Consider the following 25,863-nt stretch of genomic DNA (forward strand, 5'->3'; position numbering starts at 1 on the left):
AGGGGCTGCGCTATGCTATCCTCACCCTTCCGCTGCCTGCGGCAGCGCCCTCCCTCTCCCAAATGGGAGAGGGACCGTATTTAGAGGGTCCGTTCGCGCATCTCGACCTCGAAGGTTTCGAGATAGTCGCCCGACTTGATGTCGACGAAATTCTGCGTGAACGTCACGCCGCATTCCAGACCGGCGCGCACTTCGGCGACATCGTCCTTGAAGCGACGCAGGCTGGCGATCTCACCCTGATAGATGATGACATCGTTGCGGGTGATACGGGCCTTGAGCGCCTTGCGGATGACGCCTTCGGTGACGAGCAGACCCGCCGCCTTGCCGTGCTTGCCCGCCGAGAAGACCTCGCGGATCTCCGCCCGGCCGACCACCGTCTCGAACGCTTCCGGCCCGAGCTCGCCCGCCATGCCGGCGCGGATCTCGTCGATCAGGTCGTAGATGACGTCGTAATATTTCAACGCCACCTTCTGCCGGTCGGCGATCTCGCGGGCCTTGGCATTGGCGCGGACGTTGAAGCCGATGATCGGCGCGCCCGATGCCCCGGCCAGCGTCACGTCGCTCTCGGTGATGCCACCGACGCCCGAGTGCAGCACGCGGGCCTTGATGAGATCGGTCGAGATCTTGTTGATCGACGCCACGATCGCCTCGACTGTACCCTGGGTGTCGGCCTTGACCACCAGCGGATATTCGATCGCCGCATTCGCCTTGAGCGCGGAGAACATGCTCTCCAGGCTCGCCGGCGCGGTGGTGGTGCGCTTCTGCGTCAGCACGCTCTGGCGATATTCGGCGACCTCGCGGGCGCGCGCCTCGCTCTCGACGACCTGCAACGGATCGCCTGCCGAGGGGACGCCGGTCATGCCGAGCACCTCGACCGGCATCGCCGGGCCGGCTTCCTTCACCTGACGGCCCTTGTCGTCGATCAGCGCACGGACCTTGCCGCTTTCCGCGCCGATGACGAACACGTCGCCGACCTTGAGCGTGCCGCGGTTGACGAGGATCGTCGCGACCGGGCCGCGGCCCTTGTCGAGCTTCGCCTCGATCACCGTGCCCTCTGCCGGGCGATCGGGATTGGCGCGCAGTTCGAGCAGCTCGGCCTGGAGCTGGATCTTCTCGATCAGCGTGTCGAGCCCGGTCTTCTTGAGCGCGGACACCTCGACGTCCTGGACGTCGCCGCCCATTTCCTCGACCACTACCTCATGTTCGAGCAGCCGCTCGCGCACGCGCTGGGCATTCGCCTCATATTTGTCGATCTTGTTGATCGCCACGATCATCGGCACGCCGGCCGCCTTGGTGTGGTTGATCGCCTCGATCGTCTGCGGCATCAGCCCGTCGTCGGCAGCGACGACCAGCACGACGATATCGGTGACGTCGGCGCCGCGGGCGCGCATCTGCGTGAACGCCTCATGGCCCGGCGTGTCGAGGAAGGTGACCTTCGACTTGTCCTTGAGCGTCACCTGATAGGCGCCGATATGCTGCGTGATGCCGCCGGCCTCGCCGCGCACCACGTCGGTGCCGCGCAGCGCGTCGAGCAGGCTGGTCTTGCCGTGATCGACGTGACCCATGATCGTGACGACCGGCGGACGCGGACGCAGCGTGTCGTCGGCATCCTCGCCGGTGTCGAGCGCCAGGTCGATGTCGCTGTCGCTGACGCGGACGATGTTATGGCCGAATTCGGTCACCAGCAGCTCGGCGGTGTCCTGGTCGATCGTCTGCGTCATCGTGACGGGCATGCCCATCTTGAACAGCGTCTTGACCAGATCGGCGCCCTTTTCCGCCATACGGTTGGCGAGTTCCTGGACGGTGATCGCCTCGGGCACCTGGACGTCGCGGATCTGCTTGGCCTGCTGTTCGCGCGGGCCGCCGAAGTGACGCTTTTCCTTCTCACGCGCACGCTTGAGCGCGGCGAGGCTGCGCGAGCGCGCACCATCGTCGCCGAGCGCGCGATTGACCGTCAGCTTGCCGCCGCGGCGTTCGTCGCCCTTGCGGTCGCGCTGCGTCGGCCGGCTCGGCGGCGCGTTGCGCGGCGTCGCCTGGCCCGAGGGCAGGCTGCGCGAGGCGGCGCCACCGGCATTGCCCGACGCGGTGGTCGCGGCCGGCGTCGGCGCAGGCGTGGGAGCCGGCGCAGGCTTGGGCTGCGGCTTGGGAATCTCGGGACGGGCGACCGGCGAGAAGCGGCGCGGCGCAGGCAGCGACGGGTCGCGACCGAAGCCGACGATCGGGGCAGGCGCGGGCGCGGGCGCCGGCGCGGCGGCGACCGGAGCAGGCGCGGGGGCGGGCGTCGGTGCCGGAGCGGGTGCGGCGACCGGCTCGGGTGCCGGCGCAGGCACGGGCGCCTCGACCGGCGCGGGCGGCACGGCGCGCTCGACCGGGCGGAAGCCACGGCCGGCCGGCGTCGGCACGACGACGGGAGCGGGCGCCGGAGCCGCGGCGACCGGAGCCGGGGTCGGCTCGACCGGTGCGGGCTCGGGCGCGGGCGGCGGTGCCGGCGGTGCGGCGGCAGCAGCGGCGGCCGCGGCAGCCTTTTCGGCGGCGCGGGCGCGCTCGTCTTCCGCGGCCTGGACGCGCGCGGCTTCCTCGCGGCGACGCGCTTCCTCGAGCGCGTGCATCCGCTGGTCTTCCGCTTCGCGCAGCAGGCGTGCCTGACGCTCCTGCGGCGTCTCGTTCGACGGTGCCGGGCGCGGGGCAGGGGCGGGGCGGGGCGCCGGAGCAGGCGCGGCGACGGGCGCCTCGACCTGCGGCTCGGGCGCGGCCTGTGCCTCGCCCGGACGGCCGAGAACGCGCCGCTTCTTGGTTTCCACGATCACCGTATTGGACCGGCCGTGGCTGAAGCTTTGCTTCACCTGGCCGGTCTCGACCGTGCGCTTCAACCCCAAGGGTGCGCGCATGCCAAGTTTCGGCTTATCGTTGTCGGTGTCGCTCACTCAAATTCCTCGTTCACGTCTACGGCCGGTCGCAGCCCGTCGGATGCATCCCTCAGAGTCGCTGAGGAAAGTCCGGGCGCCGATGCGCCTTGCGAGGCCGTTTCGCAAGGCACGGGAGTGGGTTCAGGTCCGATAAAATGCAGCCAGCGGTCGAGCGCATCGCTCACCCGCGCGGCGGCAGCGCGGTCGGTCAGGCCGATGTGTACCACATTCTCGCGGCCCAGCGCCAACGACAATATGGGGCGCGGCATCGGCAAAACAACGCCTCGCAGCGCGGATCCTTCGCGATCCGCGCCGATCCGCCACGCCTGGTCGAGCTTGCGGTTGCCGTCGCTGCCCGCGTCCGCGGCATGGTAGAGCGCGTGCAATTGCCCGGCGCGCGCCGCGGTCTCGATCTTCTCCGATCCGGTGAGCAACAGGCCCGACCGCGATTCGAGACCGAGCCGGTCGAGCGCATTGCGTTCGAGCGCGGTGGCGATCCGCTCGGGCAGGTCGTCAGGGATGACGAGCTCCGCGCCCTTGAAGGCGCGGGCGAGCGCGCCGCGCAGCTTCTTCTTGGCGATCGCCTCTTCCAGCGCGGCGCGGGTGACGCCGATCCACGCGCCGCGACCGGGCGCCTTGGCGCGTACGTCGGGCAGCACCTGTCCGTCGGGCGCGATCGCCAGCCGGATGAGATTCTCGCGATGATCGCGGTCCTGGGTGAGGATGCACTTGCGGACGGGATCGGTCATGCGCGGCCTCGCGTCGCCGGCACGGCGTGACGCGCAGGCATATGCGATCCCGCGGTCACCCGCGGGTCGCGTCGCCCGTCGCCAATCTGCTGGAGCCCTAGCGTCTCATTGTGAGGGAACCGCATGCGCGTCCTCCCTCGATGGCGGCGGGGCGGCGGGGGCGTCGCGGTCGGCGATCAGCTGGCCGCCGGCGCCGTAATTCTCGGTCGAGACCTCGTCGATCACGACCTGGACCGCGGCCGGGTTCTTGCCCAGCCGCGTCACCAGCGATGCGGTGACGTCGGCGACGATCCCCGCCTTCTGCTCGCGCGTGGCGCTGCCCGCCAGTCGGATCGAGACGAACGGCATCAGGCTTGCCCGTCCGCCGCGTCGGCGTCGGCATGGGCTTCGGCCTCGGCAGGAGCCTCCTCGTCGGCGAACCAATGCTGGCGCGCCGCCATGATGATTTCGTTGCCCTGCTCGTCGCTGAGGCCATATTCCGCGAGGATGCCGCCCTTCGGCTCGGGGCGCTTGGGCGCGTCCTCGTTGCGGCGGCGCGGTTCGACGCGCTTCTTCTCGACCAGCTCGTCGGTGGCGAGGTCGGCGAGATCGTCGAGCGTCTTGATCCCCGCCTTGCCGAGCGTGACCAGCATCGCCTCGGTCAGATAGGGCATGTCGATCAGCGCATCCTCGACGCCGAGCGCGATCCGCTCCTCGCGATTGGCGGCCTCGCGGCGATCGAGCGCTTCCTGCGCGCGGCTCTGCAATTCCTGGCCGAGGTCCTCGTCGAAGCCCTCGATGCCGGCGATCTCGTCGAGCTCGACATACGCGACCTCCTCGAGCGCGCCGAAGCCTTCGGCGACGAGCAGCTGCGCCAGCGTCTCGTCGACGTCCAGCTCGTTCTGGAACATCTCGGTGCGCTCGGTGAATTCCTTCTGGCGCTTTTCGCTCGCATCCTGCTCGGTGAGGATGTCGATCGCCTTGCCGGTCAACTGGCTGGCGAGGCGGACGTTCTGGCCGCGGCGACCGATCGCGAGGCTGAGCTGATCGTCGGGGACGACGACCTCGATCCGCTCCTCTTCCTCGTCGATCACGACGCGGCTGACCGACGCCGGCTGCAACGCATTGACGACGAAGGTGGCGATATCGGGCGACCAGGGGATGATGTCGATCTTCTCGCCCTGCATCTCCTGCACGACGGCCTGGACGCGGCTGCCCTTCATGCCGACGCAGGCGCCGACCGGATCGATACTGCTGTCGCGGCTGATGACGCCGATCTTGGCGCGGCTGCCCGGATCGCGCGCGGCGGCCTGGATGGTGATGATGCCGTCGTAGATCTCGGGCACTTCCTGCGCGAACAGCTTCTTCATGAAGTCGGGGTGCGCGCGGCTGAGGAAGATCTGCGGGCCGCGGTTCTCGCGGCGGACGTTGAGGATCAGCGACCGGATGCGGTCGTTGACGCGCACCACTTCGCGCGGGATCTGCTGGTCGCGGCGGATGACGCCCTCGGCGCGGCCGAGGTCGACGACGACATGGCCGAATTCGACGCGCTTGACGACGCCGGTGATGATTTCACCCTGGCGATCCTTGAACTCTTCATACTGGCGGTCGCGCTCGGCGTCGCGCACCTTCTGGAAGATGATCTGCTTCGACGCCTGCGCCTGGATGCGGCCGAATTCGATCGGCGGCAACGGATCGACGATATAATCGCCGACGACCGCGCCCTTCTGGAGCTTCTGCGCCTGATTGACGTCGACCTGCTTGAAATAATCGTCGACCGCCTCGACCACTTCGACGACGCGCCACAGCCGCAGATCGCCGGTGTTGGGATCGAGCTTGGCGCGGATGTCGTTCTCGATGCCGTAGCGCGTCTTCGCGGCGCGCTGGATCGCCTCTTCCAGCGCCTCGATGACGATGCTCTTGTCGATCATCTTCTCCGAAGCGACCGAATTGGCGATCGCGATCAGTTCCGCGCGGTTGGCGGTGGCGACGGTGGCCATCTTACTGCTGTCCTTCGTTCAGGGCATGGGTGTCGTTGCTGTCGGTGTCGTCGGACACCTCTTCGAATTCGTCGGCGCCGTCCGAAGACAAAGGCGCGGTGGCGGCGAGCAGCCGGTCGGTGATCGTCAGCTTGGCGTCGTGGACCTGGTCGAGCGCGACCGTCATCGGCTGGTGGCCGCGCACGTCGATCGTCACCTTGTCGCCGTCGATGCCGACGAGGTCGCCGGTCAGGATCTTGCGGTTGTCGATCTTCTCGGCGAGCGTGATCTTCGCCTCATGCCCGACCCAATTGGCATAATCCTGCGGGCGGGTCAGCGGCCGGTCGATGCCGGGCGACGACACTTCGAGCCGATAGGCGTCCTCGATCGGATCCTTGCCCTCGGCTTCCAGCGCGTCGAGCCGGTCGGAGATGCGGCGCGACAGGTCGGCGCAGTCGTCGATCGTCAGCTGGCCGGTGTCGGGGCGCTCGGCCATCACCTGCAGGGTCGGGTCGGACTTGCCGCCGAACATCTTCACGCGCACGAGGTCGAAACCCAGCGCGCGGGCCTCGGGTTCGATCAATTGCGTGAGAAGGGCGATGTCCGCCATGCAGGCTCCAGAAATCATGCGGCTGCCCGCCGCCGGGAAAGGATTGCGGCTGCCGCCGCGGGAATATGCGTCTTCGCCGCCGCGGGGGAGATCCTCCGCAGCCTCTTTCACCTGACGATGTAAGAGAAGGCAACCGTCATATACGCCGACCTGTCGGGCGATACAAGCATCCATCGTCGTCGCCGGCGCGTTTGCGATCGGGTGTATCCGGGAGACTCACATGCGCCTCACTCTGCTCGCCACCCTGCCGCTCGTCTTGCTCGCCGGTGCGGGCGCCCCTTCGATCGCGGCAGCGGGGCAGGCGGGGGAGACGCCGCCCTCGGCCAAGCCGTTCCGCGAGACGGTGATCGCCGATTTCGTCTCGCCCTGGGCGATCGCCTTCCTGCCCGACGAGCGCATCCTCGTCACCGAAAAGGCGGGGCAGATGATCCTGCTGTCCGCCGACGGCAGGCGCCGCCAGACGATCGCGACGCTGCCCGTCGACAGCGCCGGGCAGGGCGGGCTGATGGATGTCGTTCCCGCGCCCGATTTCGCGACCAGCCGGCGGATCTATTTCAGCTATTCGGCGAAGGGCGCGGGCGGCAAGGGCGTCGTGCTGGCGCGCGGCCGGCTGCGTGACGACGGGCGGGGAGGCGACCGGCTCGGCGAGATCGAGGCCGTGTTCCAGGCGCGGCCGTTCGTCGCGGGGGACGGCCATTATTCCGGCCGCATCGCCTTTGCACCCGATGGCCAGTCGCTGTTCTTCACCAATGGCGAACGGCAGAAGTTCACGCCGGCGCAGGATCCGCAGGCGACGCTCGGCAAGGTGTTGCGGCTGACGCTCGACGGCAAGCCCGCGCCGGGCAACCCGCTCGCCGTCAAGGGCTTCGCGCCGGAGGTATGGAGCTATGGCCATCGCAACCTGCTCGGCATCGCCTTCGACGGCGCGGGGCGGTTGTGGGAGCAGGAGATGGGGCCGAAGGGCGGCGACGAGCTCAACCTGATCCTGCCCGGCCGCAACTATGGCTGGCCGACCGTATCGAACGGCAGCCATTACGACGGCCGCGACATCCCCGATCATGCGCCGGGCGACGGCTATGAGCCGCCCAAGGTCTGGTGGAACCCGGTGATCTCGCCGGGCGGGCTGATGATCTATTCGGGAAATCTCTTCCCGCAGTGGAAGGGCGATGCCTTCATCGGCGGCCTGTCGTCCCAGTCGCTCGTCCACGTCGACCTCGACGGCCAGACCGCGGGCAAGGCGGACCAATGGCCGATGGGCGCGCGCATCCGCGACGTAGACCAGGGGCCCGACGGCGCGATCTGGCTGATCGAGGACGGCGGCAAGTCGGCGGGGCGGTTGATCCGGCTGACGCCGCGGTAGGGGGCGGATCGGCCGAACGTGGCCTCTGTGAACAGGGAGCATGGTCTTCAATGACTGTGTTCCTGCGAAAGCAGGAACACAGGGTCAAGCAGACAACGCCATGTAGCGTTTGCGGCCCTAGGCTCCTGCTTGCGCAGGAGCATTGACACGGTTTTGCCGAGGCCTCGAACCGATGTGGAGAGACGGTTTGCCTTGCACCGGTCATCGCGTCTCCGGCGCCGCTGTTGTTGGCGACGCGCCATGGAGCGCCTATCACCGCCGCATGACGACACCTCCCAAACCCCTGATCGGCCGCGACACCCGGTTGTGCATGTCGCTGTCGGCGCGGCCGAGCAATTTCGGGACGCGCTTCCACAACCGGCTCTACGAGCGGTGCGGCCTCGATTATGTCTACAAGGCGTTCACCACCACCGATCTGCCCGCGGCGATCGGCGGCATCCGCGCGCTCGGCATCCGCGGCTGCGCGATCTCGATGCCGTTCAAGGAAGCGGTGATCCCGCTGCTCGATCGCCTGGAGGGATCGGCGGCGGCGATCGACAGCGTCAACACGATCGTCAACGACGATGGCCGGCTGACGGGCTACAACACCGATTATTCGGCGGTGCGCACGCTGGTCGAGCAGGCCGGCATCGATCCGGCGGCGCGGGTGATGCTGCGCGGTTCGGGCGGGATGGGCAAGGCGGTGGCGACGGCGCTGCGCGATGCCGGGCTGACCGATGGCGTCATCGTCGCGCGCAATGCCGAGCGCGGGCAGGCGCTCGCCGCCTCGGTCGGCTGGCGCTGGGCTGCGGAGGTGGCGGCGGAGCGCGCCGACCTCCTCGCCAATGTCACGCCGCTCGGCATGGAGGGGGCGGATGCGGATGCGCTCGCCTTTCCGGCGGAGACGATCGCCACGGCCGGGATCGTCCTCGATGCGGTGGCGCTGCCGCCCGACACGCCGCTGCTCCGCGCCGCGCGCGCGGCGGGCAAGACGGTGATCACCGGCGCGGCGATCGGGACGTTGCAGGCGCTCGAACAATTCGTGCTCTACACCGGGGTGACGCCGACTCCCGAACAGGTCGCCGATGCGGAGCGGGTGGCGCGGGGGTAAGACCTGAGAGATGCCGGTCGGTCCGAGCTACTCCCGCACGATCAGATAGTTCATCCGCGCGCTGGCAATCGGGCGGGCGCGGTCGTCCTGCCAGGCCAGCGCCTCGACATTGGCGATCCGCGTACCGAGCCGGGTGACGATCCCCTCGGCATGGGTCGGCTTGTCGCGGCCGCCGCGCATGAAGTCGACGGTGACGTTGACCGGCTTGATCCGCCCGCCGCCCTCACCGGCGAGCGCATGTTGCAGCGAGACGATCGCCGCGACCTCGAGCAGCCCGGCGATCGCGCCGCCGTGCAGGAAGCCGGGCCGGCCGAGCACCGCGTCGCGGAACGGCAGCAGCAGCGTCGGCGCGGCGCCGTCGCGCGGGGTGAGGGTGATGCCGAGCAGCTCGGCATACGGCGGCAGCGCGTCGAGCGGGCTCATGCCGCGCGGTCCATCAGCATGAAGGTGCCCGCGACCTGTGCGAGCGGATCGTCGGGCGTCTCGTCATAGGCGATGCCGCGGACGAAGGCGATCGAGCGGGTCAGCCGCAGGCATTCGCCGCGGCCGATCACCGTCCGCCCCGGCACCGCCGGCCGGAGATAGTCGACCCGCAGGTCGAGCGTCGCCTGCGGCGCGAACCGGTCGCGCTTGACCCACACGGCGATGCTCGTCGCCATGTCCATCAGCGCGATGATCGGGCCCGACGCCAGCACGCCGCTCGCCGGATCGCCGATCAGCGCGTCGCGATAGGGCAGGGCGAGCTCGACCCAGCCGGGCCCTTTCGCATGATAGACGATGCCGAGCGCACCGGCATGGCCGCCGAAGCGGTGCGCCATGAATGCGTCGATGTTGAAGCCGCTCATCGCATTGTCTCTACACGCCATCCGCAGTAGCGCAACGCACCGGGGAAGCGTCCGAGGCCGGATCGGGCCCCCTGCTGTGGGAGAGAGTCTTGCCCGATCGCGTCACCCTCGCCGTCGCCGATGGCATCGCCGACGTCCGCCTCGCCCGGCCTGACAAGATGAACGCGATCGACCCGGCGATGTTCGAGGGCATCGGCGCGACGATCGATGCGCTCGCCGACCGCCGCGACGTGCGCTGCGTCGTGCTGTCGGGCGAGGGACGCGGCTTTTGCGCCGGGCTCGACATGGCGAGCATGGCGCAGGGCGGATCGGGCGTCGCGACGACGCGCAACGCCGCCGGCGCGATCCTGCCGCAGCATGTCAGCTGGGGCTGGCGGCAATTGCCGATGCCGGTGATCGCTGCGGTGCACGGCGTCGCCTTCGGCGGCGGCTTGCAGATCATGGCCGGCGCGGACATCCGCATCGCCGCGCCCGACACGCGCTTCGCGATCCGCGAGCTGCATTGGGGGCTGGTGCCCGACATGGCGGGCTTTGCGCTGTGGCGCGGATCGGTGCGCGACGACGTGCTGCGCGAATTCGTCTATACCGCGCGGGAATTCGCCGCCGACGAAGCGCTGGCGCAGGGCTTCGTGACGCGGCTCGACGCCGATCCGCTGGCGGCGGCACTGGCGCTCGCCCGCACGATCGCCGGACGCAGCCCGCCGGCGATCCGCGGTGCCAAGCGCCTGCTCAACATGGCGCATGATGCCGATCCGCGGACGATGCTCGCCGCGGAAACCGAGGAGCAGCTCAAGGTGATCGGCCGCCCGGCGATGATGGAGGCAGTCGCCGCCAATCTCGCCAAGCGCCCGCCGGTGTTCGACGATTGACCACGGAGGCAGCGCCCGGTCTCTCCTCCCTCTCCCGGTGGGAGAGGGAGGAGACGGCGATAGGGTGAGGGCAGGGCGGAACGCCGCCTGCGATCCGTTAGAGAACCACCGTCTCCGGCTTCGCCTCGTCGATCGCCGACAGCACCATCCGCTCCCACACCGCCGGGTCGCCGGCCGCGGCCATCCTGCGGTCGGGTTCGCGCAGCGTGCGCAGCACCGCGCGCGCGTCATCGAGATAGTCGCGCCACGCCCCGTCGACCTGATCGCCGGCGCTCTCGGCATCGCCGCCGGCATTGGCGCTGATCCGCTGCCCGGCGAGCACGCGGGCGATCCGTTCGGGCAGCGGGGTGGTGGAAACGTCCATGGCAGTCTCTCCTCTGGGGGAGTCAATGCGCCACGCGGCGGCGGGTTGCCCCGAACGCAAACGGCCCCGCAGGATCGCGCCTGCGGGGCCGTTCGAATATCCATGCGACGCGACGCAGGTGCGCCGCAGCCGATGCGGCTTAGCGCGCCGCGCCGGCGCCCTGGCCGCGACCACCACCGCCGCCCGAGCGGCCACCACGACCACCGCCGCCGCCGCCACGCTGGCCGCCACGGCTCGCATTGGCGTAGTTGCGCGTCGCGGTCGGCGCGTGCGTCGCCCGCGGGCGCGCCGGCTGACGCTGGCCGCGCGGCAGGTCGGCGCGCGGCGCGGGATCGGCGCCGATCGCCTTGACGCGGGTCGCCTTGATCTCGTTCGATAGCGCGGTGAAATTGTCCGGTAGCGGCCGCACTGTCACCTTCTGGCGGGTCAGCTTCTCGATGTCCTTCAGATAGGCGCGCTCGTCATCCGCGCAGAAGGCGATGGCGATGCCGCTGTTGCCGGCCCGCGCGGTCCGCCCGATGCGGTGGACATATTGCTCGGCGACATTCGGCAGCTCGAAGTTGATGACGTGGCTGACCCCCGACACGTCGATGCCGCGCGCGGCGATGTCGGTGGCGACCAGCACCTTGGTCTTGCCGTCCTTGAACTCGCCGAGCGCGCGCTCGCGCTGGCCCTGGCTCTTGTTGCCGTGGATCGCATTGGCGGCGATGCCGTTGCCGGCGAGCAGCTTCACGACGCGGTCGGCGCCATGCTTGGTGCGGGTGAAGACCAGCGCGCGGTTGATCGTCGGATCCTGCAGCGTCAGCGTCAGCAGCGCCTGCTTCTCCGTCTGGTTGACGAAGGTGACATATTGGTCGACGCGCTCGGCAGTGGTCGAGGCGGGGACGACCGACACCGTCTTCGGCTCGTGCAGGAACTGGTTGGCGAGTTCGCGGATCGCCACCGGCATCGTTGCCGAGAAGAACAGCGTCTGGCGCTTGCGCGGGATCATCCGCACGATCTTCTTGAGCGCGTGGATGAAGCCGAGGTCCATCATCTGGTCGGCTTCGTCGAGCACGAGGATCTCGATCATCGACAGGTTGCACATGCCCTGTTCGACGAGGTCGATCAGGCGGCCAGGCGTGGCGACGAGGATGTCGACGCCGCGGCTGAGATCCTGCCGGTTCTTGTTGATGCTGGTGCCGCCGAACACGGTCGCGACCGACAGCTTGCTGAACTGGCCGTAGCCGCGCGCATTGTCGGCGATCTGGCTCGCGAGTTCGCGCGTCGGCGCGAGGACGAGCATGCGGACGTGGGTCGGCAGCACGCGCTTCTGCGCGGCGGCGAGTCGCTGGATCGACGGCAGCACGAAGGCCGCGGTCTTGCCGGTGCCGGTCTGGGCGATGCCGAGCAGGTCGCCGCCTTCGAGCAGGATCGGGATCGACTGCGCCTGGATCGGCGTCGGGTTGGTATAGCCTTTGGCTTCGAGCGCGCGGACAAGCGGCTCGGCGAGGCCGAGATTGGCGAAGGTCATGAAACAACTTCCAAAACGGGCCCAACCCGCGCGCCGGTGTCCGGACCGGACACGGCTCGCAGGGGGCGGGGAAAACTGACACCCCGCGTGAATAGGGAAGCCCTGAGCATATCGACCGAGGCGGAGCCGGGGGTGGCCAGGCCAACCCGTTCACGCTGCATGACGCCTCGATGCAGCGGATGTGCGCTGCATTGCGGCAAAAGTCAAGGTGCCGGGGGCTGGTGTTGCGGGTCCGACACGATCTGACCGATATGGATCATTAAGAAAGATGCAACCATGGCGACGACTTGACAGGTTTGTGACCAGATCTGACACATTGCGTGGGTCAGCCGGAGCGGGAGAGCCGTCCGGTACGATCAGGGGGAAATACTGTATGAGCCACACGCCGCTGCGTCGCCTGTCGCGATACGTCCTGCTCGCCTCGACGGCGATGATCCTCACGCCGGTAGCGGCGCAGGCACAGGCGAGGACGTCCGATCTGCTCGACGGGCTGAAGACGGCTGCCCCGATCGCCGCGCCCGCGGCGCGCGAGGTTCTGCTGCAGCCGCCGCATGCTCAACCCCAGATCGTCATCTCCGATCCCGGCACGCCCAAGTCGGATCTCGACCAGGGCGTCAACGGCGTCGGGCAGATGATCATCGACCAGACGCCGACGGATCAGAACTACAAATATATCTACATGTGCACAGGCACGCTGATCAATCCGCGCACGGTTCTGTTCGCGGCGCATTGCGTCAACGAAGCACCCGACGGCACCGCGATGAACCCGTGGAATTACGGCACGGCGGCCGGGCAGTTGCCGATCGGGTTCGGGTTCGAAGCCAATACCCGGCCCGGTGTGCAGAACTGGCTTTACGGCGGTCATGCGACCAACGCCGACAATCATTTCTACAACGTCAGTCAAGTCGTCTATAACTCGCAGTCGCTCGCCTTTGGCATGAACAAGAACTTCATGCAGGCCGACATCGCGCTGGCGACCACCGATACGCCGGTTCCCGACGTGCCGACCTGGACATTGCTGTTCTCGCCGCTCCCGGCACCCGCAGCGATCGACGATACCACCGGCACCGGATATCACGTCACCGTCACCGGCTATGGCAAGAACGGTACGGGTACCACCGGCAGTACCGGCGCCATCGACTTCCGTCGTCGCGTCGCCGAAAATTATATCGGTGTGCTCGGCTCGATCGACGATTTCTATTACGGCCTGTTCGGCGGCAATGCCGGTTTCCCGGCCAACCTGTATCAGCTCGACTTCGACGACCCGACCCGCAAGGCGCCGGGCGATTATAATCTCTTCAAGGACAAGGCGCTGCCGCACGAAGGCCTGACCGCCTCCGGCGATTCGGGCGGGCCGCTGATCCTCGATCAGACGTTCAAGCGCGGCGGCACCAACCTATCGACGGTGATCGGCGTGCTGTCGGGAAGCTACACCTTCTCTGGCCAGAAATCGGCGGGCTACGGCACGACGTCCTTCTACCAGCCGCTATATCTCTATTGGGACTATATCGTCGCCAACAACCCCTATCGCTATGTCGGCGCAGTGGCTGGGGACGGCAAATGGAGTGACGCCAGCCACTGGGTCACCCGGCTCGATCCGGCCTATCAGATCATCGCCGACGGCCAGCTCGTCAATGGCGTGCCGACGACGCCGGGGCTCGGCACCGCCAACGATACGCAGAACAAGTTCGGGCAGGTGTGTGACCAGGAACCGCGCATCGGCTACGACCAATGCTACGATCTCCACACCGGCGTCACCTATATCGACGGCAAGCCGGTCGCCGCCACGCAGCAGGGCGAGGCCGATGGCGGCCGCGCGGCGGGGACGTGGATCGGCGCTCCATCCAGTGCCGCGGACGCCAGGACCGCAGCGCTGCCGACGCCGACGCTCGCCAACGGCCTGCCCGGCGCGACCGGCTTCGTGCCCGACAATATCGATCCCGATGCCGCGACGCAGCGCAGCGGACGCTATTTCGACGTGACGCTGGCTGCGGCCGGTACGACGATGCTCGATACCGCGGCGACGGTCGACCAGTTCACGATCAGCGGCGATGCCGCCAAGCTGGCGATCACCCGTGCGGGGTCGCTGACCAGCCTGATCGCCGTCAACCAGTATAGCGGCACGGTCAGCGTCGACGGCCAGCTGTCGACGCCGGGCGATTACTTCCTGCTGCAAGGCCTGCTCACCGGCAGCGGGCGGATCAACACGCCCTATCTCACCAGCGTCGCCGGCCTGATCGCGCCGGGAACGCTGGGGACGATCGGCACGCTGACGATCGGCGGCAATCTCATCCTCGCCTCGGGCAGCCGCGTGCTGATCGACGTCGGGCCGAACGGCACGTCCGACCGGATCGCCGTGGTCGGCACCGGCGCCGACGACGGCTTTGCCGCGCTCGGCGGCCGCGTCGGGCTGGCGCCGGTCGCCGGCCATATCCTGCGCTACAATGATCGCTACACGATCGTCACCGCGACCGGCGGCGTCATCGGCCAATTCGACGGGGTCGTGCCGATCTCCGCGATCCTCAAGCCGGAGCTGCTCTATTCCGATACGGCGGTGCAGGCGCATGTCGTCGCCGGCAGCTATGCGAGCGTCGTCGCCAACACGCCGATCCAGACCGCCTTCGCCGGATTGCTCGATCGCGACCGCGGCCAATATGCCAAGCTCGCCGGCCTCTACGGCGTGCTCGATCTCCAGAATGCGGCGACGATCCGCACGACGCTGGAGGGGCTGGCGCCGCGCACCACGCCGCTCGTCCAGGGCATGGGCATCGTCGCGACCGACAATGTCGCGCGCTATTACCGCCAGCATCTCGGCGCGATCGACGCGCGCCAGCCGCTGTCGGGGACGCTGACGATGACGGGCCAGCCGCTGCAATTCGCCGCGCTGATGGCGCGCGATCTGCCGATGGCGCAGGCCACCGCGAGCGACGCCACCACCACGGTGCGCGAAAACGTGCTGCCGGAGAACGTCAACGTCTTCATCGCCGGCGGCTATGTCGACGGCAGCAGCCGCAGCCTGCGCGACGCCAGCCCGGCGGGCGGGCGCGACTCGTTCGACGGCTTCTACGTGGTCAGCGGCATCGAGACGAAGGTCAGCGACACCAGCGTGCTCGGCTTCGGCTTCGGCTTCACCAAGCTCGACGGCACCACTGGAGGCGTCGCGCAGCATGCGGTCGGCGAGCTGTTCCAGGGTACGCTGTTCGGCAAGGCGCAGGGCAGTCGCGGTCAGCTGCTCGACGCGCAGGTCAGCGCCGGCGTGTTCCAGGCGAGCACGCGGCGCAGCGTCGCGCTGGCAGGAATCGGTGAAACGCTGCGCAGCCGCGACGACGCCTTCGCCCTGTCCGCCGAAGTCGGCGTCGGCCAGCAATTCGATCTTGCCGGCCTGCAGGTCGGTCCGCGCCTCGCCGCCCGCGTCAGCCATATCGGCTTCACGCCGACGGTCGAAACGGGCGGGGACGGCGCGCTGCGCTTCGATCGCTACTCGCTGGACAGCGCCCAGGCACGCGCCGGTGTGCAGATCGCCGGCGGGGAGGCGATCAAGCCGTTCGGCTCGGTCTATTACGTCCATGATTTCGAGGATCGGCCGGGCGTGTTCACCGCCAATTTCATCGGCGGCACGCCCTCGGCGGCCTTCCGGCTGGCGAGCCAGGATCATGACTGGGTCGAGCTGACCGCGGGACTGTCCTACACCACCGACCGTGTCACGCTATCGCTCAGCGCCGACACCACCGCGCTGCGCCGCGACGTGCGCAACCAAGCCTATCATGGTGCGGTGACCTTCAAATTCTGATCCGGCCGGGTCGCGCCCGCCGCAGCGAAATCTAAGCTGCGGCGGGATCGACTATAGCTTTGGAAGAATGGCCCATCGCCCATAGCGGGCCGCGGTGCCACGACAGACATTGAGGCGGTTGGAACCTCGCGCCGTCTGGTGCCGATATCCAAGGAACGCGCGTCGTGCGGGATGACGGCCTTGCGGTATGCTTTGCGAGGGGGGGGGCTGCTCGCCATCCGCCCACCAAAGCCTCATCCCACCCGACCACCGCGTCAGGTTGCAGCCGGCGCAATCGTGATGAAATCGGTCTGACACAATCCGACCCGAAGGCGCGGCGATGAGCAGCCCTTCTTATCCTGCATCCTGCCTGCTCGCGCTGCTGGTCGGTGGCGCGCTAGCGCCTGCGGCGGCGGCGCAGAGCGGCGGCGCGCCGGCCGCGCAGCCGGCGACCCGCACCGCCGCGCCCGCCACCGCGCGCGACGAGGATATCGTCGTCACCGGCCGCGCGGTGCCCGGTGCGGTGATCGGCGACATTCCCGCCGAGAACCGCCTCTCGCCCGCCGATATCGCCGGCTATGGCGTCGGCACCGTCACCGAATTGCTCGACCAGATCAGCGGCCAGACGCAGAGCGATCAGGGTCGCGACAGCAGCAGCGGCCCTGTCGTACTGGTCAACGGCAAGAGGATCTCCGGCGTCAACGAGATCGGCGACCTGCCGACCGAGGCGATCCTGCGCGTCGACATCCTGCCCGAGGAGGTCGCGCTCAAATATGGCTATGACGCGCAGCAGAAGGTCGTCAATCTCATCCTGCGGCGGCGGATCCGCACCACCGTCGCCAATATCGGCGGCGGCGGCTCGCTGGCGGGGCAGGGCGAGAAGGCCAGGGCCGACGTCACCTATACCCGCATCCACGACAACGACCGGGTCAATGTCGCCGCGCGCGTCGAATCGACGGCGTCGGCGCGCGAGAGCGAGCGCGGCCTGATCTCGGCGACCGGCGCGATCGATCCGACCGGACGGATCGCCGACGACACCGCCTATCGCACGCTCGTGCCGGCGACGCGGACCTGGTCGCTCAACGGCGCGGTCGCGCATCAGGTGAGCGACGCGGTGACCGCCTCGCTCAATGCCGGTGCAAGCTACGCCACCAGCGCCGCCCTGCAGGGGCTAGCGACCGCGACGCTCGACGTCACCGCCGACAATCCCTTCGCCACCAGTATGTCGGATGCCACGATCGACCGCTATCTCGACACGCAGGCGCTGCGCCAGGATATCGCGACCGCAAGCGGGCATCTCGGCGCGACGCTCAACGCCGATGTGTCGACGCGGTGGAAGCTGTCGGTGATCGCCAATTACGATCACGGCGACACGCGCACCGTGACCGACCGCGGCTATGATACGGCGGCGCTGCAACAGGCGATCGCGGCGAACGCCATCGCGGTGGATCCGTACGGCCCGCTCTCCGCCGCCTTGCTGGGGCCGCTGCAGCGCGAGCGGGCGGTGGCGCGATCGGACGCCGGCAGCGCCAGCGCCGTGCTGATGGGGCGGCTGTTCGCGATGCCGGCGGGCGACATCCGTGTGTCGCTGCGGCTGGGCGGCGACGTCAGCGCTTTGCGCTCATCGACCGCTTATGCCGGCGTCACCCGGACGAGCGCGGCGACGCGCACCACCGGGCGCGGGCAGATCAGCCTCGACGTGCCGCTGACCAGCCGGCGCAGCGGCTTCCTCAGCGGTCTCGGCAACCTCACCGCCAATCTGAACGCGGGTGCGACGCAGGTCGCCGATTACGGCACGCTCGCGACCTTCGGCTATGGGCTCAACTGGACGCCGCGCACCGGGATCAGCGTGATCGCCTCGGTCAACGAAGATCGCGTCGCGCCGACGTTGCAGCAGCTCAATGCGCCGGTCGTCGTCACCCAGGCGCGCGTCTACGATGCGGTGACGGGCGCGACGGTGACGGTGTTGCAGAGCACCGGCGGCAATGCCGCGCTCGCCGCCGACGATCGTCACGTCGTCAAGCTCGGCGTCGCGCTCAAGCCGTTCCCGCGGCGCAATCTGTCGCTTTCGGCCAATTACATCAACAGCCGGACGCGCAATCCGATCGGCACGCTGAGCGGCGCGACCGCCGCGATCGAAGCGGCCTTCGCCGAGCGCTTCACCCGCGACGACACCGGCATGCTGACCGCGGTCGACAGTCGCGCGGTCAATTTCGCGCGCGAGGATCGCGAGGAGATCCGCTGGGGGGTGAACCTTACGGGCATCCTGCGCGCGCCGCGGCGGCCGCATCCTCCCATGCGCGGGCCGGCGGGGGCCGGCAAGGCGGTGTCGGGGCAGGGGGAGGCACCGCCGCCTGCCGGCGCGGACGCGACCGCGGCGCGCGATGCCCCGCCCGCCGGCGATCCCGCGGCCGGCGATCCCGCGGCCGGGGAGGATATCGTCGTCGAAGGCCGGCGACGGGACGAGGGCGACGGCCCGCCGCCGGGGCCGCCGCCCGACGACGGTATGGGGCCGCCGCCGGGTGGTCCCCCGCCCGGTGGTCCCCCGCCTGGCGGTCCGCCCCCGGATGGACCGCCGCCGGGTGGCGGTCCCGGTGGGCCGGGCGGGCCGGGCGGGCCGGACGCGTTCGGCGGCAGCGACAATGGCGCGCGTGTCCAGATGTCGCTCTATCACAGCTGGTTCTTCCGCGACGCCATCCTGCTGAAGGACGGCGGCCCGACGATCGATCTGCTCGACGGCGGGACGATCGGCGCCGGCGGACAGGCGCGTCATACCGTTCAGCTCAACACCGGGCTGATAGACAATGGCGTCGGCCTGCGGCTGAGCGGCAATTGGAAGAGCGCCACCCGCGTCCGCGCCGATGCCGGCAGCGCAGCGGGTGACCTGCGCTTCCACGCGCTGGCGACGTTCGACCTGCGGCTGTTCGCCGAACTCGCCAATCGCTTCCCCGGTCGCGGCTGGGCGCGCGGCACGCGGGTATCGCTGACCCTCGGCAACGTCCTCAACACGCGCCAGCGCGTCACCGACGCGACCGGCGCGACGCCGCTGCTCTACCAGCCCGACGCGATCGATCCCTACGGCCGCACGATCAACCTGTCGGTACGCCGGCGGCTGTGACGGCGGCGGCCGGCATCGGAAGGCGTGCGCCGTCAGGCGATCTGCCATGACGATCAGCACGTCTGCGACCCAGCCGACACCACCCGGTAAGCGCGTCCGGCGACCGGCATATCCCGCTTGCGCCGTCCGTCGCGAGCCGTCACGCTGGTGCCATGAAACGCTGGCTCCCGCTTCTCCTGCTCACCGTCGCCGCCGCTCCGGGCGGGCCGCGCGTGCCGATTCTGTCGCCCGAACGGATCAAGGCCGATGTGCACACGCTCAGCGCCGACGATTTCCACGGCCGCGGGCCGACGCAGCCAGGCGAGGCGGTGACGCTCGATTTCCTCGACAAGCGCTTCGCTGCGCTCGGTCTCAAGCCGGCGGGTAATGCGGGCTACCGCCAGACGGTGCCGCTGCTGCGCTGGACGCGCGAGGCGGCGCGGCTCGATCTGGCGATCGGCGGCGCGACGCGGGCGCTGACGCCGGGCGTCGAGGTCGCGGTGTCGTCGCGGATCGTCGGGACGACGACGCTGGCGCAGGCACCGGTGGTGTTCGTCGGCTATGGCGTGGTCGAGCCGCGGCTCGGCTATGATCCGTATCGCGGGCTCGACGTGCGCGGCAAGGTGGTGGTGGCACTCGCCGGCGATCCGGATGTCGAGGCGGGGCGCGATCTCGGCTTCGGCGGGCGCGCGGCGAGCCCCGCCTCGCGCACCAAGCTCGCCGAGGCGCAGAAACGCGGCGCCGCGGCCTTCTTCCAGATCCATGACACCTTTCCGTCGAGCTACCCGTGGCTGCAACTGGCCAAGGGCGATGCGGTGCCGGGCTATGCGCTCGACACGGGCACGGTGCCGCCCGCATTCGGCATCCGCGGCACGCTGCGCAACGACATCGGCGTCGCGATGCTGCGGCAGGGCGGGCTCGACTATGCCGCCGCCAAGCGCGCGGCGCAGGCGGCCGACTTCAGCGGCGTCGCGCTTGCCGGGGTGACGCTGTCGGGCACGGTCCGGACCAGCCTCGACCGCGCGGTCAGCCACAATGTCGTCGCGATCCTGCCGGGCAGCGATCCGGCGGCGGGCAGCATCCTCTACGGCGCGCATTGGGACGCCTATGGCGAGAACGACTTCGATCCGCCCGCCGACCGCATCCGCAACGGCGCGATCGACAATGGCACCGGCACCGCGACCTTGCTCGAGATCGCCCGCACCTTCGCGGCGGCACCGCGCACGCGCCGCTCGATCGTCTTCGCCCTGTGGACGGCGGAGGAAAAGGGGCTGCTCGGCGCGAGCTGGTATGCCGATCATCCCGCTCTGCCGCTCGCCACCACCGCGGCGCAGTTCAACCTCGACCCGCATGTCGTGCTCGGGCGGACGCGCGACCTCGAACTGATCGGCGTCGGCCGCACGCCGCTCGAGGCGGACCTCGCCCGCGTCGCGGCGACGCAGGGGCTGCGGATCGTGCCCGAGGAGAATACGGAGGCGGGCTGGTATTATCGATCGGATCATTTCGCCTTCGCGCAGAAAGGCGTGCCGGGCGTCTACTTCCGCGCCGGCCGCGATCTGGTCGACGGCGGCATGGCGGCGGGCGAGCGCAAGCGCGCGCGCTACAATGCGCAATGCTATCATCAGACCTGCGACGAATATGATCCGCGCTGGGATATGACCGGCGCGGCGCAGGAGGGCAGCGTCGCTTATGCGCTCGGCCGCGAGATCGCGAACGGGCGAAACTGGCCGGGCTGGAACGCCACCGAACCCTTTGCGGCGGAGCGCGCCAAGACGGACGCGGCGCGGCGCTAGGCGCGGCGCCGGTTGTGGCCGCTGCGATCAGCCGTCCGGCGCGGCGGCGAGCAGCCGGTGCAACCGCTCGGCATCCGCGGAGGTGGCGGGATTGTAGACGATCATGCCGAGATCGGGCCGCCCTTCGACGGTGAAGGTGGCGAATTCCATCGCCAGCGGGCCGGCGACGGGATGGTGGAGGCGCTTCACCCCTTCGTTGTGCGCGACGACGTCATTGTCGCGCCACAGCCGGTCGAAATCGGGACTGAGCGCGCTGAGTTCGGCGACCAGTCCGGCTGCCGCGGCGCTGCCGCCGGCGCGGGTCATGTCGGCCCTGAAGGCGGCGACGACGAAACGCGCGACGCTGTCCCAGTCAGCGTTGCGCGCGCGGGCCTGCGCGTTCCCGAACATCAGGCGGAGGATGTTGCGCCCGTCCGGCGGCAAAGTGGCATAATCGGTGAGCAATAGCGTCGCCGCGCGGTTCCAGCCGACGACATCCCACATCGCCGTCTTGATGATCGCCGGGCTCAGCGTCATGCCGTCGAGCACGCGCTGCAACCGCGGCGAGATGCCGTCGACCGGCCGATAGCGCGCCTCGGGCGGCCGGCCGAGGCCGAGCATATAGAGATGCTCGCGCTCCGGCTCGGTGAGCATCAGCCCCTTGGCGATACGGTCGAGCACGTCGGCGGAGGGCGCGCCGCCGCGCCCCTGTTCGAGCCAGGTATACCAGGTCGCGCTGATATTGGCGCGGCTCGCCACCTCCTCGCGGCGCAGGCCGGGGGTGCGCCGCCGGCCGCCGCCGAAGCCGAACGCCGCCGGATCGAGCCGGGTGCGGCGATCGCGCAGATAGGTGCCGAGCGGATTGTCCGCAGCGCTGGCCATGATCGATCCTGTTGTTCGTTATACCCCGATACGGACACTACTTTAACAGGGTGGGCGGCGGTCCGATAGCGGCGGGACACTAGGAGAAGTCCCATGCGCATCTTCCTCACCGGTGCCACCGGTTTCATCGGCTCGCACGTCATTCCCGAACTGCTCGCCCGCGGGCATCAGGTGCTCGGTCTCGCTCGCTCGGCGGAGGGGGCGGACCGGCTCGAAGCGGCGGGGGCGGCGGTGCATCGCGGCGACCTCGACCAGCCCGAGACGCTGGCGGCCGGCGCGGCGGCCGCCGAGGCGGTGATCCATTGCGCCTTCGATCACGACTTCAGCAACTTCGTCGCCAATACCGGCAAGGACGAGCGCAACATCCTGGCGATGGGGGAGGCGCTCGCCGGGACGCGCAAGCCGCTGCTGATCACCTCGGGCGTCGGCATCGGCACGCCGCGCGACGGCGGCTCGGCGCGCGAGGACGTGCTCAATCCGCATCATGCCAATCCGCGCATCGCCACCGAACTCGCCGGCGCGGCGCTGCTCGCGCGACGGATCGACGTGCGGACGATCCGGCTGCCGCAGGTACACGACATGCGCAAGGCGGGGCTGATCACGCCGCTGATCGCCGAGGCGCGCCGCGCCGGCGCAATCGCCTATCTGGGCGCGGGCGAGACGCGCTGGGCGGCGGCGCATGTCAGCGATGTCGCGCGGCTGTACGCCCTGGCGCTCGACCGCGGCGAGCCGGGCGCGCGCTACCACGCCTCGGTCGAGGAGGGCGTATCGGCGCGTGCGATCGCCGAGGCGATCGGCAAGGGGACCGGCCTGCCGGTGCGCTCGATCGACGCCGAGGCGGTCGCACAGCATTTCGGCTGGATGGCGCCGTTCGCCGCGCTCGACATGACCGCGTCGAGTGCCTGGACGCGCGAGCGGCTCGGCTGGCAGCCGGGCGGCCCCGATCTGCTCAGCGACCTTGCCGCGATGGACTATGCCGGCTGACCGGACCTGCGCGGCGGATCAGTCCTGACCCTGATCCGGCGCCGCCTTGCCCGCGGCGTCGCTGCCGGCGAGCATGCCGTTGAGCGTGCCGCCGGTCATGCCGAGCTCGGCCATCAGTCCGTCGATCAGCGGCCCGCCGACCCGATAGCGCATCGCCGCGGCGACCGCGGCATCGGCAAGATTGCCCTGACCCGTCGCCGCGGCTGCGTCCCCCGTGCCGCCGTCGCCGTGCAGCCCCCGCGCATCGAGGATGCTGATCCGGTCGATATTCTCGATCGGCTTGGCGGCGGCGGCGATGATCGCCGGCAGCGCGTCGAGCATCGCCTTGCGGACGAGCAGCGCGGTCTGCGCCTCGCTGAGGATATTGGTCGCCTCGTTGATCGCCGCCTGACCCGCGGCATCGACCCTGAACGCTGCCTCGCGACCTTCGGCGCGCGCCTTTTCGGCGTCCGCCTCGGCCTGTGCCTCGGTGCGCAACGCGATCGCGCGCGCTTCGGCGGCTTCCTTCTCGGCGGAGGCGGCGACGGTGATCTGCACCGCTTCCTCCTGCGCCCGCTGGGTGGCGGCGATCACCGCGACGTTCTTGTTGCGGTTGGCGATCTCGGTCGCCTTGGCGGTGGCGACGCTTTCCTCGGCGCGGACGGCGAGGGCGCGCGCCTCGTTGGCCGCCGCCGCCGCAGTCGATTCCTCCTCCGATTTCTGCGCGGTCTGCACCGCGGTGGTGATGCGGGCGATCTCGATCGTGCGGTCGCGTTCGATCGTCGCGGTCTGGATCGCACCGTCGCGCGCGATCGTCGCGGTCTTGACCACCTTGTCCGCCTCGGTCTGCGCGACGGTCTGCGCCTGCATCGCGGTGATCCGCGCGATCTCGGCGAGGCGCGTCTGCTCGGCGGTGGCGGTGGCGATCGCGGTCGCCTGTTCGGCGCGGCGGGCGGCGAGCGCCTGTTCCTGCGTCAGCCGCGCCTGTTCGGCGGCCTGGGCGATTTCGAGCGACTGGTTGTTCGCCTCCAGGTTGCGCTGCTCGATCGCGACGCGGTTGGTCGCGACGATGTCGTTGCGCGTCTTCTTGCGCTCCTCGATCGTGCGGGTCAGTACGGTCAGGCCTTCGGCGTCGAAGGCGTTGTTCTCGTTGAAATGCTCGAAGGCGGTCTGGTCGAAATGGGTGATCGACACCGATTCGAGATGGAAGCCGTTCATGTCGAGGTCGGTGAGCAGCGCCTCCTGCACCTTCTGGATGAAGTCGGCGCGGTTGGCGTGGAGATGCTCCATCGTCATCGTCGCGGCGACCGAACGCAGTGCCGAGACCAGCTTGCCGTCGAGCAGCGACTTGACCGCCTCCGGACTGTTGACCGCATTGCCGAGCGTCTGCGCGGCGGCGGCGATCGATTCGGCGTCCGGCTTGACCTTGATGTGGAACAGCCCGACCACGTCGACGCGCAGCTTGTCGAGCGTGATCAGCGCGTCCTTGTTGAGCCGCGACACCTCCAGCTTCACCGTCGTCAGCCGCACCTGCATCAGCTCGTGCAGCACCGGGATCACCATGATGCCGCCGTTGAGCACGACCTTCTCGCCGCCGAAGCCGGTGCGGATCAGCGCGACGTCCTTGGTCGCGCGGCGGTAGAGGCGGGTCAGGATGATCCCGATCACGACCAAGGCGAGCAGGACGATCCCTGCGTAGATCAGTATGTTATACAATGATGCAGGCATGAGCATATCCCCCGGCGTTCCCCCCCGTCTGTCCATCATAGGGGTTGAAGAAAGGTGTCCTCGCTGGCGAGCGCGAAGAAACGGGCGCCGTCGCGCCGGACGATCAGCACCGTTGCGCCGGCGGGGATCGCATCGGCGTCGTCGTGCGGCTCGATCAGGATGACGTGCGCCTGGCCGTGGCGATCGACGATCTTGGCGCGCGCCGGCGCGCCGCGCCGCGCGACGCCCTCGAGCACGGTGGCGCGCTGGCGGAGCAGGTCGTCGCTCGAGATCACGCTCGTCTCGAACCCCGGCATGATCCGCGCGAGCCCGTTGGCGGCAAGCGTGTTGAGCAGCAGGCCGACGACCAGCGCCACACCGCTCGCCGCCGGCCCGCCGAGCGGCGCGCCGCGCAGGCTCTCGGCGAGCTGCTGGATCGCCACGCCGGCGAGCGTGAAACAGCCGAGCAGCGAGGTCAGCCAGATCAGGATCGGCAATTCGCCGCCGAGGCCGAGCCAGTCGAGCACGCCACCGTGCCCGTCCGCGCCGACGTCGCCGTCGAGATCGAGATGGCCGAGCCCGAGCCCGATCGCCTCGATCAGCCCGATGCCGATCATCACGACGAAGGCGATCGCGAAGGGCAGATAGGCGGGGGTGAGGAAGATCGCGAACATTGCCGCAGCCTATCACCCGCCCGGCCCGATGTCCCGTGCGGCGCCCTTGCCGGAACCCGGCGGCGCGCGCCGGGGCTCCCGCCGGGCGAAGTAAGATAATCAGAAATTCGGCAACGATTTAGGACAGTATAGTTGGCAATAAACAGTCTGAAACGACGTAGAAGCTGACGTTTTCCGGCTAATCCATTGGCTTGGATATACCCCTATCTAGTGCATCAATACCTCGGATACTTCGCCGGCACGAACGGTTGGTCGATCGGATAGGATGTCCCGCGTGGCGCGGCGAAGCATCACCAGAACGACAGGGGTTTGCGATGACGACATATAGTCTGCCGGGCGGGCGCGTCGGCCTGCTCTGCGCCGGGATCACGGCGCTGGCGATCGCCGGTTGCGTCAACCCGTCGGAGAAGATCGCGACGTCGCTCGAAGGCTATGGCTTCCAGCCGGCGCAGTCGCAATGCGTCGGCGACCGGCTGGAGGCGAATCTGTCGCTCGGCCAGCTCCAGCAGCTCGGTCGCGCCGCCCGCGCCTCGCGCGAGGGCGACACCACGCCGGGCCGGCTGACGGTGAGCGACTTCGTCCGCGTCGCCGGTCAGGTCAAGGACCCCAAGGTGCCGCTCGAAGTCGGCAAGGCCGCGGCGGCCTGCGGCATCCTCACCGACCCCGCCTCGCCGTTGTGAGCGGCCATGCGCGGCGGCCGCGGTCGCCGTGCCTCGTTACGTAAAAGGGACCAAG

20 protein-coding genes are annotated in these 25,863 nt (G+C 69.3%); 8 read left to right on the forward strand and 12 right to left on the reverse strand.

The features are described from left to right. Positions 1-80 precede the first annotated feature (80 nt). The 5 genes from infB to rimP form a co-directional block, all read right to left on the reverse strand. A complete protein-coding gene (infB, locus tag V8201_RS02030; protein ID WP_336544345.1) occupies positions 81-2,924 on the reverse strand; it encodes a translation initiation factor IF-2 in 2,844 nt (947 codons plus the stop codon). After that, positions 2,921-3,655 carry a DUF448 domain-containing protein gene (locus V8201_RS02035; protein WP_037535000.1) on the reverse strand — a complete coding sequence of 245 codons (735 nt, stop codon included), beginning with the start codon at positions 3,653-3,655 and terminating at the stop codon, positions 2,921-2,923. Before V8201_RS02035 ends, infB begins: the two co-directional genes overlap by 4 nt. Before the next feature lie 105 nt (positions 3,656-3,760). After that, the gene (locus V8201_RS02040; protein WP_037534999.1) at positions 3,761-4,003 is read right to left on the reverse strand and encodes a tautomerase family protein; all 243 of its coding nucleotides are present in this window, start codon (positions 4,001-4,003) and stop codon (positions 3,761-3,763) included. After that, positions 4,003-5,634: a transcription termination factor NusA gene (gene nusA, locus V8201_RS02045; RefSeq protein WP_037534998.1), complete on the reverse strand. Its 1,632-nt coding sequence runs from the start codon at positions 5,632-5,634 to the stop codon at positions 4,003-4,005. Before nusA ends, V8201_RS02040 begins: the two co-directional genes overlap by 1 nt. A gap of 1 nt (position 5,635) precedes the next feature. Continuing rightward, the gene (rimP, locus tag V8201_RS02050) at positions 5,636-6,223 is read right to left on the reverse strand and encodes a ribosome maturation protein RimP (protein ID WP_336544346.1); all 588 of its coding nucleotides are present in this window, start codon (positions 6,221-6,223) and stop codon (positions 5,636-5,638) included. Positions 6,224-6,443: 220 nt separating this feature from the next. Between rimP and V8201_RS02055 the strand changes: the two genes are divergently transcribed. Continuing rightward, a complete protein-coding gene (locus tag V8201_RS02055; RefSeq protein WP_336544347.1) occupies positions 6,444-7,583 on the forward strand; it encodes a PQQ-dependent sugar dehydrogenase in 1,140 nt (379 codons plus the stop codon). Between the two features lie 262 nt (positions 7,584-7,845). Next, a complete protein-coding gene (locus V8201_RS02060) occupies positions 7,846-8,673 on the forward strand; it encodes a shikimate 5-dehydrogenase (RefSeq protein WP_336544348.1) in 828 nt (275 codons plus the stop codon). A gap of 27 nt (positions 8,674-8,700) precedes the next feature. Here V8201_RS02060 and V8201_RS02065 read toward each other — a convergent pair whose 3' ends face one another. Then, positions 8,701-9,096 (reverse strand): PaaI family thioesterase, encoded by a 396-nt coding sequence (locus tag V8201_RS02065; protein WP_037534994.1) that lies wholly within the window; start codon positions 9,094-9,096, stop codon positions 8,701-8,703. After that, positions 9,093-9,518, reverse strand: a complete 426-nt coding sequence (locus tag V8201_RS02070) for a PaaI family thioesterase (RefSeq protein ID WP_037534993.1) — start codon at positions 9,516-9,518, stop codon at positions 9,093-9,095. Before V8201_RS02070 ends, V8201_RS02065 begins: the two co-directional genes overlap by 4 nt. Before the next feature lie 89 nt (positions 9,519-9,607). On the opposite strand from V8201_RS02070, the gene V8201_RS02075 reads away from it, so the two are divergent. Next, complete coding sequence (locus V8201_RS02075; RefSeq protein ID WP_336544349.1) at positions 9,608-10,387, forward strand: crotonase/enoyl-CoA hydratase family protein; 780 nt, start codon at positions 9,608-9,610, stop codon at positions 10,385-10,387. Between the two features lie 97 nt (positions 10,388-10,484). Here the strand turns inward: V8201_RS02075 and V8201_RS02080 are convergent, their stop codons facing one another. Both V8201_RS02080 and V8201_RS02085 read right to left on the reverse strand, forming a co-directional pair. Continuing rightward, on the reverse strand, positions 10,485-10,751 hold the full coding sequence (locus V8201_RS02080) for a hypothetical protein (RefSeq protein ID WP_336544350.1): 267 nt from the start codon (positions 10,749-10,751) through the stop codon (positions 10,485-10,487). A gap of 139 nt (positions 10,752-10,890) precedes the next feature. Further along, positions 10,891-12,264: a DEAD/DEAH box helicase gene (locus V8201_RS02085; RefSeq protein ID WP_037534990.1), complete on the reverse strand. Its 1,374-nt coding sequence runs from the start codon at positions 12,262-12,264 to the stop codon at positions 10,891-10,893. A 373-nt stretch (positions 12,265-12,637) separates the two neighbouring features. Here V8201_RS02085 and V8201_RS02090 point away from each other — a divergent pair, with 373 nt between their 5' ends. The 3 genes from V8201_RS02090 (at position 12,638) to V8201_RS02100 (ending at position 20,923) form a co-directional block, all read left to right on the forward strand. After that, the gene (locus V8201_RS02090; protein WP_336544351.1) at positions 12,638-16,054 is read left to right on the forward strand and encodes an autotransporter domain-containing protein; all 3,417 of its coding nucleotides are present in this window, start codon (positions 12,638-12,640) and stop codon (positions 16,052-16,054) included. A 319-nt stretch (positions 16,055-16,373) separates the two neighbouring features. Then, positions 16,374-19,151: a TonB-dependent receptor gene (locus V8201_RS02095; RefSeq protein WP_336544352.1), complete on the forward strand. Its 2,778-nt coding sequence runs from the start codon at positions 16,374-16,376 to the stop codon at positions 19,149-19,151. A gap of 152 nt (positions 19,152-19,303) precedes the next feature. Next, positions 19,304-20,923, forward strand: a complete 1,620-nt coding sequence (locus V8201_RS02100; protein ID WP_271299417.1) for a M28 family peptidase — start codon at positions 19,304-19,306, stop codon at positions 20,921-20,923. A 27-nt stretch (positions 20,924-20,950) separates the two neighbouring features. Here the strand turns inward: V8201_RS02100 and V8201_RS02105 are convergent, their stop codons facing one another. Further along, the gene (locus tag V8201_RS02105; protein WP_336544353.1) at positions 20,951-21,784 is read right to left on the reverse strand and encodes a helix-turn-helix transcriptional regulator; all 834 of its coding nucleotides are present in this window, start codon (positions 21,782-21,784) and stop codon (positions 20,951-20,953) included. A gap of 93 nt (positions 21,785-21,877) precedes the next feature. Here V8201_RS02105 and V8201_RS02110 point away from each other — a divergent pair, with 93 nt between their 5' ends. Beyond that, positions 21,878-22,768: an SDR family oxidoreductase gene (locus V8201_RS02110; protein WP_336544354.1), complete on the forward strand. Its 891-nt coding sequence runs from the start codon at positions 21,878-21,880 to the stop codon at positions 22,766-22,768. Positions 22,769-22,786: 18 nt separating this feature from the next. Here the strand turns inward: V8201_RS02110 and V8201_RS02115 are convergent, their stop codons facing one another. Both V8201_RS02115 and V8201_RS02120 read right to left on the reverse strand, forming a co-directional pair. Then, complete coding sequence (locus V8201_RS02115) at positions 22,787-24,475, reverse strand: flotillin family protein (protein WP_037532221.1); 1,689 nt, start codon at positions 24,473-24,475, stop codon at positions 22,787-22,789. A gap of 35 nt (positions 24,476-24,510) precedes the next feature. Further along, entirely contained in the window at positions 24,511-25,128 is a 618-nt protein-coding gene (locus V8201_RS02120) for an OB-fold-containig protein (protein WP_336544355.1), read from the reverse strand. 314 nt (positions 25,129-25,442) lie between these two features. On the opposite strand from V8201_RS02120, the gene V8201_RS02125 reads away from it, so the two are divergent. Beyond that, positions 25,443-25,808 (forward strand): hypothetical protein, encoded by a 366-nt coding sequence (locus V8201_RS02125; protein WP_051583264.1) that lies wholly within the window; start codon positions 25,443-25,445, stop codon positions 25,806-25,808. Positions 25,809-25,863: the final 55 nt, after the last annotated feature.

The organism is Sphingomonas kyungheensis (genome assembly GCF_037120395.1).
In the GTDB taxonomy this organism is placed as follows: Bacteria; Pseudomonadota; Alphaproteobacteria; order Sphingomonadales; family Sphingomonadaceae; genus Sphingomonas; species Sphingomonas kyungheensis.